A 14606-nucleotide genomic window follows, 5' to 3' on the forward strand; every position below is an offset into this window, starting at 1 on the left:
CGTCACCTGGCCGCGTCAAGGTTTGCCGACAGAACAGCGGCTGCCATGGCGATGTCTTGTTCAATAAAGGTCCGGACGGCGGGCCCGCTGCGCTGCTCCAGCGCGGCGACGATCTTGCGGTGCGCGTCGTTCGACTGCGGAACGTAGCGATCAGCCTGCATCAGCAGCTTGAGATACGGCCCGACCCTCCCCCAGAGGTCGCGGATCATATTCAACAGGATCGGCGCGCCGGCATGCTGGTAAATGGCGAAGTGAAAGGCCTCGTTCAGCGTTAGATAGGCCCTGGCGTCGCCCGCCTCGATGGCGTGCTGCATGCCGGCGAGCGTAGCGTTGATATCGACCAGCCCGCTTTCGGTCATCCGCGATGCGGCCATCTCGCCCGCCAGACCCTCGACGGCGATGCGGATGCGCGTCAGTTCCTCGAAGGCGGGGGCGGACAGCAAGGGCACGATAACCGAGCGGTTGTTCTGCATCTCGAGCAGCCGTTCGGCGACCAGCCTTTGCAGCGCCTCGCGGATTGGCGTGGTCGATATGCCGAACGTCTCGGCGAGCTTGCGGATGACCAGTGTCTGGCCCGGGCTGAAGCCGCCGGAAATCAACTCCTGCTTGAGCGCGCCATAGGCACGGTCGTTCAGGGTTTGATGTTCAAGCTTCAGCATGCGCGGCCCGCTCCGGTCACCAGTTCGACAGTGCGCGGTCGAGCGTCTCGGCCAGTTGCTCGGCATTGTCCCTGGCAAAGGGCAGCGGCGGCCTGATCTTGAGCACATTGCCGCGCGGACCGCAGGAGGAGATCAGCACGCCGTCCTCGCGCATGGCCTCGACGACTGCCGATGTCTTGCTGGCGGCCAAGGCCTCGTCGCCCTCCGCCGTCAACTCGACACCGAAATAAAGGCCGTTGTGCCTGACGTCTGCGACCATGCCGTGCCGGCCCTTCAGTGAGCCCAGCAGATCAGCCGTATAGGCGCCGACCATGCGTGCATTCTCGATCAGCCCCTCGCCCTCAATCACCTCGAGAACGGCTATGCCGACGGCGGCCGCGACCGGGTTGCCGCCGAAGGTGTTGAAGTAACCGGTGTTCGAGCCGAAGGAGGCAACAAGCTGCGGCCGTACCATCACCGCGCCCATCGGATGCCCGTCGCCGATCGGCTTGCCCATCGTGACGATATCTGGCTCGATGCCATAATTGGCGAAGCCCCACATGCCCTGGCCGAGCCGGCCGAAGCCGGACTGGACCTCATCGGCAATGACGATGCCGCCGGCTTTTTTGACGAGGCTTGCCGCCTCGCGCATCACGGCCGCATCGGGAAAGAAGATGCCGTCGCTGGAAAACGCCGAGTCCAGAAGCATTGCCGCGGGACGGACATTGCGCGCGCGCATGTCCTCGATGGCGGCGGCGACGTTTTTCGCGAAATCGCGCGCGGCGCGGCCATGATCGCGGAACGTGTCCGGCGCTGCGACAGTGCGGTGCTGCGGGGGCACCGCTTTCACGCCGACCGCGGCCGGCGACAATTGTGCGGTCGCGATCGTCGCGCCGTGGTAGGCGAAGTCGGTGATGATCACGCCGGTGCCGCCGCTGGAATGCTGGGCGATGCGGATGGCAAGGTCGTTGGCCTCGCTGCCGGTGCAGGTGAACATGGCATGGCCGAGATGGGGCGGACAGGTGCCGAGCAATTTCTCGGCGTAATCAAGGATGATCTCGCTGAGATAGCGTGTGTGCGTGTTGAGCGTCGCGGCCTGCCCCGACAGGGCCTCGACGACACGCGGGTGGCAGTGGCCGACCGAAGCGACATTGTTGTAGGCATCGAGGAATTTTCGACCCTGGGCATCGTAGAGCCAGACGCCGCTGCCGCGCACGAGATGGATCGGGTTGCGGTAGAAGGCGCGGTAGGTTGGGCCAAGCAGCCTGGCGCGTCGCTCGAGCAGGGCGCGCTCTTGTGCCGAAGCGCCGGCATCGGCAGAGGCATTGGCAGGCAAGGACTGGGACACGGGCATCTACTCCGGATTGGAATGGTCGAGAAAATAGCGACGGGCATCAGCGGGCGACAGGCCGTCCAGCCGTTCGAGCGAAGCCCAGACCTCGGTGGCGAGGCGCAAGACATAGTCGCGCTTGGCCGGGAAGCGCTCGGCCTGCCAGCTGGCGATGTTGGCGATGAGCGCAAGCCGAGCCCGGATCAGATCGAAAAGGATGCCCAGCTCTTCGGCCTCGAGCGGTTGCACCGACCGGTAGCCGGCGACAAAGCGCGCGGCCGGCACCAGCGGATGACCTTCCGCCGGCCAGCGATAGACGGCGCCGATGGCGAGATCGCAGATCAGCGGCGAGTGGATCATGTCGCCAAAGTCGAGGATGCCGCTCACGATCTCCTGTCGCGATGCGTCCATCACCACATTGTAGGAGTTCATGTCGTTGTGGACGATCTGGGCGCGCAGTTTCGGGATAACCGGCGCCGCATGCTCCTCGAAGGCATCGATCGCACGCTCGACCATAGCCCGCCGACCAGCGTCGGCGATATGCACCAGCATCGGCCGCGTCTTGGCCACCTTGCGGATATCCCAGAGCAAGTCGCTGCCGGCGGCCGGATGGAAGAAGCCGCGCAGCGCGCGGCCAAGGCGGGCAAGGAAGATGCCGAGATTGCGATCTTGCGCCGGTGATGCAGGCGACCGCGACAGCAACTGGCCGGGCAGATAGGTGACCAGCCGGACGATGCGTGGCGCCGATCCACCGACGCTGACCGTGAATTGCGCCTCTCCTTGCAGGCTTTTGCACACAGAGGGAACCGGCAAGGTCGGGTCGACCGCAAGGATGTGATCGAGTGCCTTGTTCTGGAAGTCGGTGAAGCCCGCTTCTTCCGCCGGATGGGAGATTTTCAGAACAAACTCGCCGTCACCGTCCGTCTGGATGTGGAAATTGTGGTCGCGTTCACCAGGCAACGGACGCGCGGTGCCGGCAAGGCCGTAGTGCCGGCGCAGGATGGCAAGCGCGTCGGCCGTCGAAACGTAGGGCGCGTCCTCGGCCAGTGTGTCCCCGAAGGCATCGGGCATTGCCGCGTTCATGGCCCGGCCTCTGGATCGACGGGCTCAAGGCCGCACCAGTCGGCGATGAACAGCGCGATGGTCTGGGTGACCTTGCGCACCGAGTCCAGGTCGACGGCTTCGTCATAGCCGTGCGGCATGCGGCAGATCGGGCCGTAGACGATCGCCGGCGTGTCGGCATAGAGGCCAAAGAAGCGCGCATCGGTGGTCGCCGAGGTGACATGTTCCGTAAGCGGCTCGCCCCAGACAGCGGTATGGCTGCGGCGCAGCACGGCTTCCATCTCGTCGGCCCCTTGCAGCACATAGCCCTCGGCCATGAAGCCGTTGTAGCTCATCTTGGGCGGGCGGTTGGCCAGGAACGGATCGGCGCGGGCCGCATCGGCGATGCATGCCTCAAGCTCTGCTCTGGCATCCTCGAGCTTCTGGCCGGGATAGGTCGCGACCCGCATCTCGAAAACACAGCGGGCCGGAACGCTCGACGTCCATTCGCCGCCTTCGATCTTGCCGAGATTGAAGCGGATCGGGTGCGGATGGTCGCAAAAATGCGGGTCATCGACCTTGCGCGCATTCCAGACGATTTCGAGCTTCTTCAGCGCCTGGATGATCACGAATGCCTTTTCGATGGCATTGGCGCCGGCCGAAAAAGCGCCCGACGCGTGCTGCGGATCGCCGTCGACCTCGACCCTGAACCAGATCGGCCCGACCTGCGCCCGCATCAGCCTCGGCTCCAACGGCTCGGGGATGAAGGCGGCATCGGCCCGGTAGCCGCGCTGCAGGCAGGCGAGCGCGCCATTGCCGGTGCACTCCTCCTCGACGACCGACTGCAGGAACAATTTCGCGGCCGGTTGATAGCCGAGGCTGCGCAATGCGGTCAGCGCGTAAAGACAGGCGGACAGGCCAGCCTTCATATCACCGGCGCCGCGGCCATGCATCCAGCCGTCCTCGATCGCCGGATCGTAGGGATCGCGCGCCCAGCGGTCGAGTGGTCCCGTCGGCACGACATCGATATGGCCGTTGAGGATCAGCGAGCGACCGGTCGCGTTTCTCGGCGTATGGGTGGCAACGACACTGAAGGCATCGTCATAAGAAACCGCCACGGGTGAAAAACCCGGCAGGTCGCGAATCGCTTCGACATCGACGCGCCACATGTCGACCGCATAGCCGTCGGCCTCATAGGTGGCCGCCATGAAAGATTGCGCGGCATGCTCCTCGCCGCGTTGGGAGGGAAAGCGTACGAGATCGGCCAGGAACGCGACCTGTCGCGCGAAGCCGTCGTCGACCGCGCTGAGAATGGCCTCGTCCGCAATCCGCTCAGGCATTGTATTTCACTTTCATTTGGATGGTGTATCATATCTCATATTCCATTCTCATGAAATGCAAGAGGCAGTGCCGCCAAAAAATCCGATCCAGGCCTAGGCGCTCTTGTCAGACCATTCGCGGGTGTTGGCATCAGCGGTCGTAAGCCGATACTGCTATCGGGCAGGGATGAAGAGGAATGCGTTGATCCCCGAAGACACGATGCCGGCCGAAATCACCGATCTCGCCATTGGCTACCGGCGCCTGCCGGCGGGCAAGCTCGCCAATGCGGTGACGTGGATGGAGGCGCGCGCGCCGCAGCCCGACCTCGCGCAACCCTTGGCCATGACCCGGATCACGACGCCCGACTGCGCGTCCTATCGGGCGATCTTCCTCGAGATCGGCGCCCCCTGGCTGTGGGACCGCGTGTCTGAAATGTCCGACACCGAGGTAACGGAGCACTTCGCCGATCCGCGCCAGCATCTCTACTACGGCCATGATGAAAGCGGCGTGCATCTCGGCATGGTCGAATTCTTCGTCGCCGACAGCAACGAGATCGAGATCACCTATTTCGGCCTGTTCCCGTCCCTGACCGGCCGCGGTTTCGGCAAACGCCTTATGGCCGGCGCGCTCGAGCAGGCATGGCGCCTGAAACCAAGCCGTGTCTGGCTGCATACAAGCAGCTTCGATCATCCCAGCGTGATAGGCTTCTACGGTGCCTGTGGATTTGTGCCGTTCGCGTCCGGTTTTGAGATCGTCGACGATCCCCGGATAAAGGGCACCTTGCCGCGCAATGCCGCGCCGCAGATTCCGCTGATCGAAGCGGAGTGGAGCACCCGCAGTCCGGAGAACCGACAGGTTGCGCGAGCCTGATGAGAACAGCTCCGCAACCCACCCCGCACGCGTCGCCGCATCACCGGCGATGGGTCCGTCGCGAGACCATCCTGTCGACGCTGAAGCGTCACATCGACACGCGCATCGTGCTGTTCGCCGCGCCGGCCGGCTTCGGCAAGTCGACGACGATGGCGCAATGGGCTGCGGAAGCGGCGCGACTCGGCCGGCTGACTGCGTGGCTATCCTGCGAGGCATCAGACAATGATGAGGGTGCCTTCCTGTCGCATCTGGTGGGCGGGCTGCGCCACCTCGTACAGAGCCCGGCGGAGCTCGACCTTGCCTTCCAGTCGAGCCCGATCCCGCAGCTTGACGTCGTGCTCGCCGCGCTGGTGGCGGGATTGGCGGCGCGCGAGGCCGACATCACCTTGTTCTTCGACGACTATCACGCCATCGAGGCGCCGGCGGTGAAGCGGTTCATGGAGCGTTTGACCCGACAGGCGCCGGCCAATGTCGCCTTCGTCATCGGCTCGCGCAGCCTGCCCGACCTGCAACTCGGCAAGCTCAGAGTGCTGGGCGATGTCTGCGAAATTGGCCCCGACGATTTGCGCTTCGCCTCCTCCGAAGCCGAGGCCTTCTTCAACGAGAAGCTCGGTTTGAGCGTCAGCAGCGGCACTGTGGAGACCTTGTGTTCGCGCACCGAAGGATGGGCCGCCGGCCTGCAGCTCGCCTCGCTATCGCTCAGTGCCGCGCATGCGCCCGAAACCGTCATCGGCAATTTCACCGGCGCCAACCGCAACGTCGCTGATTTCCTGATGGGGGAAGTGTTTCTCGAACTGCCGCCTTCTATCGCGAAGTTCCTGCTCTACAGCTCTATCTTCGAACGCTTCAGCGCCGAGGCCTGCCGGGCGGTGATGCGGGCGGCGGATGCCGAGGCGGCGATCACCGAGATCGAGACGCGCAACCTGTTCCTGGTGCCGCTCGACGAGGAGCGGCGCTGGTTCCGCTATCATCATCTGTTCCGCGACTTCCTCAGCCGCGAGATGGAACGACGCGAACCGGAGATGATCGCGCCGCTGCATTTGGCGGCCGCCGAATGGTTCGGCGAACGCAAGATGCTGACCGAGGCGATCGGCCACGCGCTCGCCGCCGGCGACCAGGCCCGCGCGGCGGTGTTCGTCGAGAACAACGCGCTCGACCTCATCGCCCAGTGCCAGCTTCTCTATGTGCGCCAATTGCTGGCGCTGTTGCCCAAAAAGCTGATCGACCAGCGCATCCGGCTGCAGCTTGTCGTGCTGTGGCTGGCGGTGCACAGCAGCCAACCTGAACTTGCCCAACAGACGCTGAGTAATGCGCGCAWGCTGGTCGAGACCGGGCCGGCCGACGGCAAGGATCCCGGCACGTTGACCGGCACCACGATCGATGCGGAACTGGTGGTGCTCGCCGCCGCCGTCCACAGCACACTGGAGCAGTTCGAGCAGGCGCGCGACACCGCACTGGCGGCCCTGCGCGTCATTGCGCCCGACGCCTGGTTCATGGAAGGCGCGACGGCCAATGTCATCGGCTACAATCTCTATGCGCTGGGCGACCTCGACGGTGCGCGCTCGGCGGTGGACGCGGCGCGCAAGGCGCATGAGCGAAGCGGCAGCCTGCTCGGCGTCACCATCGCCAATTGCTACATGGCCGTCATCGAACGCTCGGCCGGCCGCCTGCCCGCAGCCGAACGGCTGCTGCGCGATGCAATCGCCGAAGCCAGGGCGCGGATCGGTCCGAATTCCTATGCCGAAGCGCTGGCGGGCACGCTGCTTGCCGAACTTGCCTATGAGACCAATGCGTCGAGCGAAGCGCTGACCTTGGTCGAGAATCTCGGGCCGCTGATCGAGGGAGCGGCGGTCATCGTCTATCCGCTCGCCAGCGTTCCGACCTATGCCCGCGTGCTGCAGCTGACCGGCCGCGCGGAGGCCGCACTCGATATGCTGGAGCGGGTCTACCTGCGTGTGCGCGGCTCCGTGTATCGTCGTCTCGCTTCGGTGCTTGTCCATGATCGCGTCAGGCTGCTGCTCGACCAGAACCGCGGCGCCGAGGCGCGCGCCCTGCTGAACGAGCATCGCCATGGACGGGCCGAAACCACTCCCACCGTCGCCAATGAATTCGAGTTCTTCGCCGAGGGCCGCCTGCTGACCGCGGAGAAATCCTATGTCGATGCGGCGCGGGTCTTCGACGCGCTGTTGGAGCGCACGAAAAGCGGCGGGCGCATGCGCCGCCATATCCTGGCGCTGATCCAGCGCGCCAAAAGCGCCGGCCAGGACCAACGCGAGGCCGATCGGTATCTGCTCGAAGCGCTGCGCCTTGCCCACCCCTCTGGCTTCATCCGCTCCTTCATCGATGAGGGAAGGCCCGTTGTCGAAGGGTTGATGCGGCTGCGTGCGGCCCAGGCAAAGACCGATCCGGCACTCTCAGCCTATGCCACGCGTATCATCGATGCCGCGCAGACGATGCCTGTGGCGACGCGCAGGCCGGCCCCGCCAGCCGTAGAGAAGGAACACCTCACCCAGCGCGAGGCCGAGTTGCTGCGCTGCCTGACGGAGGGCATGTCCAACCGCGATATCGCGGTCGCGCTGTCGGTCAGCGAAACCACGGTGAAGTGGCATCTGAAGAACATTTTCGGCAAGCTGGCGGTGAGCAACCGGGTCCAGGCCGTGCGCGCCGCGCAAGGGTCGACAAACCTTCAAACCCCTCCGAAAGGAGGGGCATAGATAGCGGGCACAACCCCTCTTTCGGGTCGGGCCATGCCACCGCAAGCCTGTTAGCGTCACCCGGTTTTTAGAGGACGTTGCGGATGGCGACAGGTTACGTTTTTCACGAACAGCTGATGTGGCATGACACCGGCTCCAGCGCCGACATGATGCCTCCCGGCCGTTTCGTGGAACCCGGCCGGCATCTGGAATCGCCCGGCTCAAAGCGTCGGCTGAACAATTTGATCCAGGTCAGCGGCCTGTCGCGCCACCTTGTGCCGATCATTCCCGAGCCGGTTTCGGTCGAGGATCTGCTGCGCGTGCACACCCAACGCCACGTCGACGATATCCGCATGCTCAGCGAACGGGGTTCCGGCTTTGCCGGGCCGCAGGCGCCGATCGGCCTCAACAGTTTTGACATCGCCCTGCTGTCGGCCGGTACCACCTATGCCGCCATGCGCGCYGTGCTGACCGGCCGGGTCGACAATGCCTATGCGCTGGCGCGGCCGCCAGGGCACCATGCCGAGCCCGACCAGGCGTTGGGCAACTGCCTGTTCTCCAACATCGGCGTGTCCGTGCGCCGGCTGCAGCATGAAGGGCTGCTTGGCCGCGCAGCGGTGGTCGACTGGGACGTGCATCACGGCAACGGCACAGAGACGGTGTTCTATTCCGACCCATCGGTGCTGACCATTTCCGTGCACCAGGACAATCTCTATCCGACCGGGCGCGGTGCACTGGCCGACAACGGCAAGGATGCCGGCGAAGGCTACAACATCAACATTCCGCTGCCGGCGGGCAGCGGCACCGGCGCCTATGAATCGACCTTCGACCGCGTCATCGCCCCTGCCCTGCGCGCCTACAAGCCGGACCTCGTCATCGTCGCTTCCGGCTTCGACGCATCGGGTTTCGACCCGCTCGGCCGCATGATGCTCAACAGCGAGTGCTTCCGGCGCCTTGCCGCACGCATGGTGGCGCTGGCCGCCGAGACATCGAACGGACGCCTGATGATGAGCCATGAAGGCGGCTATTCGGAAGGCTATGTACCGTTCTGCGGCCATGCCGTCATCGAGACGCTGGCCAACCATCGCACCGAAGTGGTCGACCCGCTGTCGGACCATATCGACGAATGGGCAGGCCAGGAATTGCAGCCGCATCAGGCTGAAGTGATCGATACCGCCGAAGGACTGCTTGCCGGCCTGCGCCAACGCCTCGCCAGTGCGGCCTGACGCGATGGATTTTGTCGTCACCACGCTCCTCAATGCACTGACGCTGATCAGCATCCTGATGCTGGTCGGGCTCGGCCTGGCGATCAGTTTCGGCCTGATGAACGTGACCAACCTCGCGCATGGCGAGTTCGTCACCGTCGGCGCCTTCGCGGTCTATTTCGTCCAGAGCATCGGCGGTTCGTTCTGGCTGGGGCTGGCCGCCGCACCGATCGCCGGCGCGGTTGTCGGCTGCATCCTCGAGTTCGCCATCATCCGCCATCTCTATTCGCGGCCGGTCTCCACCGTGCTCGCCACCTGGGGCGTCAGCCTGATCCTGCAACAAGGGCTGGAACTGACCTTCGGTCTCGGCGCCAAGCCGGTGACGCCGCCGATCGAAGGCACGCTCGATCTCTTCTTCACCGTCTATCCGGCCTACCGGCTGATCCTGATCACTATTGCCGCGCTGACGCTGCTTGGAGTCGTCCTGCTGATCAGCCGGACATCGTTCGGCCTCGACATCCGCACCGTCATCCAGAACCGCGAGATGGCCGAGGGCGTTGGCATCAACACGCGGCGCACCTATGCCATCGCCTTCACCTTCGGCGCGGCCATCGCCGGGCTCGCCGGCGGACTGGTCGCGCCGCTGGCGATCGTGCTGCCGCAGATGGGAGTGAACTATCTCGCCAACGCCTTCTTCGTCGTCATCGTCGGCGGCGTCGGTTCGATCGGCGGCCTTGTCGCCGGCAGCGTCTTCGTCGGCGGCCTGACGAGTGTCCTGAACTACCAGATATCGCCATCGCTGGCGCAAGCGATCGTGCTGCTCGCGGCCATCGTCGCCGTGCGGCTGCGGCCCAACGGCCTGTTCAACGGGGCATCGCGATGATGGCTGGGGATCGCAACTGGCTGCTGATCTTCGCCGCCTGCGTGGCGCTCGCCATCATCTATCCGCTCATTGCCGATGGCTATCAGCTGACGGTGATCCGCGACGCACTGATCTTCGGCCTGTTCGCGGCGAGCCTCGACTTCTTCTGGGGTCGCACCGGCATTCTGTGTTTCGGCCACGCCGCCTTTTTCGGCATTGGCGGCTACATCATGGCGCTGGTCACGCTCAACGACGCGATCCCCTTCGCCAGCCTGCTTGGCATCATGGGCGCGGTGGCCGGCGCGGCCTTCGTCGCCGCCATCATCGGCTATTTCCTGTTCTTCGGCGGCATCCGTGGCAGCTATTTCACCATCGTCACGCTGGCCATGGGCGTCATCTGCCAGCAGGCCGCGGTCTCCTGGAGCTCGGTCACCGGCGGCGACAGCGGTTTGATCGGCATCCCGCCGATCGAGTTCGATATAGGCGGGCTGCATGTCGATCTCAGCCAGGACCTGCCCTCCTACATCTTCGTCGCGGCCATCGTGGCGGTGGCCGTGCTGGCGCTGTGGTCGATCAGCCGCGGGCGCTGGGGCACGGTGCTCACCGCCATCCAGGACAATGAAGTCAGGGCGGCCGCGCTTGGCCACAACGCGCCCTTGCGGCTGCTCGTCACCTTCGTCCTGTCGGCGGCCATCGCCGGACTTGCCGGCGCCCTTTATGTCTGCATGGCGGGGCTGGTGGCGCCGGACCTTTCGGGGCTGCTTTTGTCGACGGAAGTCATCGTCTGGGTGGCGGTCGGCGGGCGCGGCACCCTGCTTGGTCCGGTGCTCGGCGCCATCTTCATCCAGCGGGCGCAACAGACGATCAGCAGCTTCAACCCGAGCCTGTGGCCGCTGCTGCTTGGCTGTGTCTTCGTCGTCATCGTCTTCATCTTGCCGGACGGCATCCTGTCGATCTACGCGCGGCTGAAAGTCTTGTTCAAAGGCCGGAGGCGCGCGCAATGAGCGATGTCCTGCTCCAGGCCGAAAATGTCGGCATCCGCTTTGGCGGCCTGCAGGCGCTGGAAGCGCTTGATCTCACCGTGCGCGACAAGGAGCTTTGCTGCATCATCGGGCCGAATGGCGCCGGCAAGAGCACCTTCCTCAACGTGCTGACCGGTACGCTGCGCCCGACCAGCGGCAGTGTGCGCTTCCTCGGCCGCGATATCGCCGGCCTGCCGCTGCACCGCATCGCCCGGCTCGGCATCGCCCGCAAGTTTCAGATCCCGTCGGTCTTCCCCAGCCTGTCGGTTGAGGACAATCTGAAGGTCGCGCGGTGGGGGGCGCCCTTACCTGTCCGCCCGGTCGCTGAATTGCTGGAACTGGTCGCGCTCGGCAATCGTGCCGCCACGCTGGCCGGCGAACTCGCGCACGGCCAGAAGCAATGGCTGGAGATCGGCATGGCGCTGGCGATCGAGCCAAGGCTGCTGCTGCTCGACGAGCCGACAGCCGGCATGACGCCGCAGGAGACGCTGGCGACGGCCGAGATGCTGCTGCGGCTCAAGGGCGAATTCTCGATCGTCGCGGTCGAACATGACATCCGCTTCGTGCGAGCGCTGAACTGCGAAACGCTGGTGCTGCATCAGGGGCGCCGGCTGCGCAGCGGTCCTTTCCATGACATCGAGACCGACGAGATGGTCCGCGACGTCTATCTGGGGAGGCGCTGACGATGCTGCGGACAATGGCGATCTCGGCCGGCTACGGCTTGCTCCCGGTGCTGAACGGCATCGACCTCAGCGTCGCGCCGGGCGAGGTCGTCGGCCTGCTCGGCCGCAACGGCGCCGGCAAGACGACGCTGCTGCGCGTCATCGCCGGAGCCTTGCGGGCGAGCGGCGGCGCCATGCTTCTCGGCGACCAGGACCTCACCAATGCGCCGGCCTTCCGCCGCGCGCGGGCCGGCATCGCGCATGTTCCGCAGGGACGCGGCATCTTCAACCAGCTGACCGTGCGGCAAAACCTGGACGTCGGCACACGCGCCGCCAAGGGGCGCGGCGACGGCGGCATTCCGGCCGATATCTTCGGCTATTTCCCGATCCTGCGTGAACGCGAAGCGCAGGTTGCCGGCACGCTCTCGGGTGGCCAGCAGCAGATGCTGGCGATCGGCCGCGCGCTGTGCGGCCTGCCATCGGTGCTGCTGCTCGACGAACCCTCGGAAGGCATCCAGCCGAACATCGTGCAGTCGATCGCCGAGCTGGTGCCACGCATCGCGCGCGAGCGCGGCATCGCGATCGTTCTTGTCGAGCAGAATCTCGATCTCGTTCTCAAGGCGGCGGACCGCTGCCTGGTGATGGAAAAAGGCAGGATCGTGCATGAAGGCACGCCGGAGACGTTCGCTGACGAGACACTGCTCAAGGATCTGTTGGCTCTATAGGCGCGCTTAAAGCCCGCCCGGGATTTGTTGGCTTTGTAAGGCGTGCATGGGGCGCGCCTGGACTGGAAGGGAACACAAAAATGATAAGCAGAAGAACTGTTCTGAAATCGGGCGGCGCCGCGGCCGCCTTCGCCATGGTCGGCGCGCCGTCGATCCTGCGCGCCGCCGACACCGTCAAGGTCGGCCTATCGATTCCGATCACCGGATTACAGGCGATCCTCGGCGAAACGCTGCTCAATTGCTACAAGCTGGCGGCTGCCGAACTCAATGCCGCCAATGGCATTGGCGGCCGCCAGGTCGAATTGTTCATCGAGGACAACCAGACCACGACCAAGGGCGCGATCGACAAGGCACGCAAGCTCCTCAACGAAGACAAGGTCGACGTGATCATGGGCACGATCATCTCGCCCGAGCGTAGTGCGACGCTGTCCGTAACCTCGAAAGCCAAGAAGCTGTTCTTCTACCCGACCAACTTCGAAGGCGGCGAATGCAACCGCTACTTCGTCGCCACCGGCCCTATCCCGATGCAGCAAGTCGACCCGATGATGCCCTGGGTGGCCGAGAACCTCGGCAAGACGATCTATGTCATGGCCTCCGACTATGCCTGGCCGCAAAAGATGACCGAGGCGATCACGGCGGCCTACGAGAAGGCCGGCGGCAAGATCATCGGCGCCGACTACTATCCGTTCGGCACCACGGATTTCGGTCCGGCGTTCCAGAAGATCAAGTCGCTGAAGCCCGATGTCGTCTGGTCGATGGTGGTCGGCAACGACGCCGTCACCCAGCTCAAGCAGTATCGCAGCTTCGACATCAAGCAGCCGCTGATCGCGCCGCTCGACGAGGTCTTCAACAAGGACGCGCTGCCGCCCGGCGTGGCCGCCGGAACCTACGCGCCGCAGCCCTACTGGATGGCGCTCGACAATCCGGTCAACAAGAAGTTCATCTCGAGCTTCCGCGAAAAGTTCGGCCAGGAGAAGATGGTCAACGGCATCGGCGAGGCCGGCTACAATGGGCTGCATCTCTACGCGCTGGCCGCCGAGAAGGCCGGATCGCTGAAGGACGACGATGTGCTGGCGGCATTGCCATCGATCGAGTTCGACGCACCGCAAGGCAAGATCCGCGTCGACGCCACCAACAACCACACGCTCTGCCATTCCTATGTCGGCAAGGCGGCGGCAGATGGCATCGGCTATGAGATCGTCAAGGATTTCGGCGTCATCGCGCCGGTGACGCCTTACTGCAAACTGTAACGAAAAAAGCCGCGCGGTTCAGGCACCGCAAGGTGGCCTGAGCCGCACGGACGTCCGACGGCGACGCCTGCGATCAGGCCATCGATTTCGGCAAAGCAGCCGCCAGTGCATCGACGGCCAGTCGTACCTTCAGCGGCAGATGCGGCGTCTGCAGCCAAAGCGCGTGACAGTCGTAGAGATATCGCGGCTGATCCGACAGCAGCGCCACCAGCGCGCCGGCCTGAATGCGCTCGCGCGCCAGCCAATAGGGCAACCAGGCCAGGCCCATGCCTTCGGCAGCGGCATCGGCGATGGCATCGAGATCGTCGAGCCGCAGCCGGCCGGCCGGTATGAGCTCCTGTGCGGCTTGCCCCTCGCGCACGAACAGCCACGGCTGAACGACCTGGCCGAGCCGGCGGTAGACAATGGCCTGATGGTCGGCGAGATCCTCGATCCGCCGCGGTTCGGCGTGGCGTTGGAGATAGGCGGGCGCTGCGCAGACGACCATGCCCTGGCGCGCGACACGACGCGCGATCACCCCTGCCTTGTCGTCCAGGGCGCCGGTGCGGATGGCGAGATCGAAGCCGTCCTCGGCAAGGTCGGCGAAGCGGTCGCTGAGGGACAGGTCGAGTTCCAGCATCGGATATTGCCGCGCCAGTTGCAGCAGTATGGGGGTCACACAGTGGCGTCCGAAATGCGCCGGCATGGTGACGCGCAGTTTGCCTCGCGGTTCGGAGAACTGGTCGGCGGCGAGCGCATCGGCGGCTTCGGCCTCGGCCAGCACGACCCGGCAGCGTTCATAATAGGCGCGTCCGAAGTCGGTCAGGCTCTGCCGGCGCGTGGTCCGGTTGAGCAGCCGCACGCCCAGCCGTTCCTCGAGAAACCGGACATGCTTGCCCACCATCGGCCCAGACAGATCGAGCGCGACCGCCGCGGCCGCGAACGATCCGAGGTCGACCGCCCTGACGAACACGGCCATGCTCTCAAGCCGATCCATATTCAGAACTCC

Annotated in this window: 13 protein-coding genes; 8 read left to right on the plus strand and 5 right to left on the minus strand. The window is 65.0% G+C overall.

What is annotated here, in order from left to right; all coding sequences use genetic code 11:
• Positions 1-2: 2 nt before the first annotated feature.
• The 4 genes from AC1D0I_RS06860 to AC1D0I_RS06875 are packed head-to-tail and all read right to left on the minus strand — an operon-like array spanning position 3 to position 4349.
• Positions 3-659, minus strand: coding sequence for a GntR family transcriptional regulator (locus tag AC1D0I_RS06860; protein ID WP_477393918.1), 657 nt, complete (start codon positions 657-659; stop codon positions 3-5).
• A gap of 16 nt (positions 660-675) precedes the next feature.
• Complete coding sequence (locus AC1D0I_RS06865) at positions 676-1992, minus strand: aspartate aminotransferase family protein (protein WP_477393920.1); 1317 nt, start codon at positions 1990-1992, stop codon at positions 676-678.
• Positions 1993-3051, minus strand: coding sequence for a phosphotransferase (locus AC1D0I_RS06870; protein ID WP_477393922.1), 1059 nt, complete (start codon positions 3049-3051; stop codon positions 1993-1995).
• Positions 3048-4349: an ArgE/DapE family deacylase gene (locus AC1D0I_RS06875; RefSeq protein ID WP_477393924.1), complete on the minus strand. Its 1302-nt coding sequence runs from the start codon at positions 4347-4349 to the stop codon at positions 3048-3050. The genes AC1D0I_RS06870 and AC1D0I_RS06875 overlap by 4 nt, the downstream gene beginning before the upstream one ends.
• Positions 4350-4530: 181 nt before the next feature.
• Here AC1D0I_RS06875 and AC1D0I_RS06880 point away from each other — a divergent pair, with 181 nt between their 5' ends.
• From AC1D0I_RS06880 to AC1D0I_RS06915, 8 genes are all read left to right on the plus strand, one after another.
• Complete coding sequence (locus AC1D0I_RS06880) at positions 4531-5199, plus strand: GNAT family N-acetyltransferase (protein ID WP_477393926.1); 669 nt, start codon at positions 4531-4533, stop codon at positions 5197-5199.
• Positions 5199-7913 carry a winged helix-turn-helix domain-containing protein gene (locus AC1D0I_RS06885; protein ID WP_477393928.1) on the plus strand — a complete coding sequence of 905 codons (2715 nt, stop codon included), beginning with the start codon at positions 5199-5201 and terminating at the stop codon, positions 7911-7913. Before AC1D0I_RS06880 ends, AC1D0I_RS06885 begins: the two co-directional genes overlap by 1 nt.
• Positions 7914-7996: 83 nt before the next feature.
• Positions 7997-9118 carry a class II histone deacetylase gene (locus AC1D0I_RS06890; protein ID WP_477393930.1) on the plus strand — a complete coding sequence of 374 codons (1122 nt, stop codon included), beginning with the start codon at positions 7997-7999 and terminating at the stop codon, positions 9116-9118.
• A gap of 4 nt (positions 9119-9122) precedes the next feature.
• Positions 9123-9980 (plus strand): urea ABC transporter permease subunit UrtB, encoded by an 858-nt coding sequence (gene urtB / locus AC1D0I_RS06895; protein ID WP_477393932.1) that lies wholly within the window; start codon positions 9123-9125, stop codon positions 9978-9980.
• The gene (locus AC1D0I_RS06900) at positions 9977-10963 is read left to right on the plus strand and encodes a branched-chain amino acid ABC transporter permease (RefSeq protein WP_477393934.1); all 987 of its coding nucleotides are present in this window, start codon (positions 9977-9979) and stop codon (positions 10961-10963) included. The genes urtB and AC1D0I_RS06900 overlap by 4 nt, the downstream gene beginning before the upstream one ends.
• Complete coding sequence (locus AC1D0I_RS06905; RefSeq protein ID WP_477393936.1) at positions 10960-11664, plus strand: ATP-binding cassette domain-containing protein; 705 nt, start codon at positions 10960-10962, stop codon at positions 11662-11664. Before AC1D0I_RS06900 ends, AC1D0I_RS06905 begins: the two co-directional genes overlap by 4 nt.
• A gap of 2 nt (positions 11665-11666) precedes the next feature.
• Positions 11667-12368 (plus strand): ABC transporter ATP-binding protein, encoded by a 702-nt coding sequence (locus AC1D0I_RS06910; RefSeq protein WP_477393938.1) that lies wholly within the window; start codon positions 11667-11669, stop codon positions 12366-12368.
• Positions 12369-12448: 80 nt separating this feature from the next.
• Positions 12449-13618 (plus strand): substrate-binding protein, encoded by a 1170-nt coding sequence (locus AC1D0I_RS06915; protein WP_477393940.1) that lies wholly within the window; start codon positions 12449-12451, stop codon positions 13616-13618.
• Between the two features lie 73 nt (positions 13619-13691).
• On the opposite strand, the gene AC1D0I_RS06920 is transcribed toward AC1D0I_RS06915, so the two are convergent.
• Complete coding sequence (locus AC1D0I_RS06920; protein WP_477393942.1) at positions 13692-14594, minus strand: LysR family transcriptional regulator; 903 nt, start codon at positions 14592-14594, stop codon at positions 13692-13694.
• Positions 14595-14606 lie beyond the last annotated feature (12 nt).

This window comes from Mesorhizobium sp. P2_D1 (assembly GCF_056404455.1).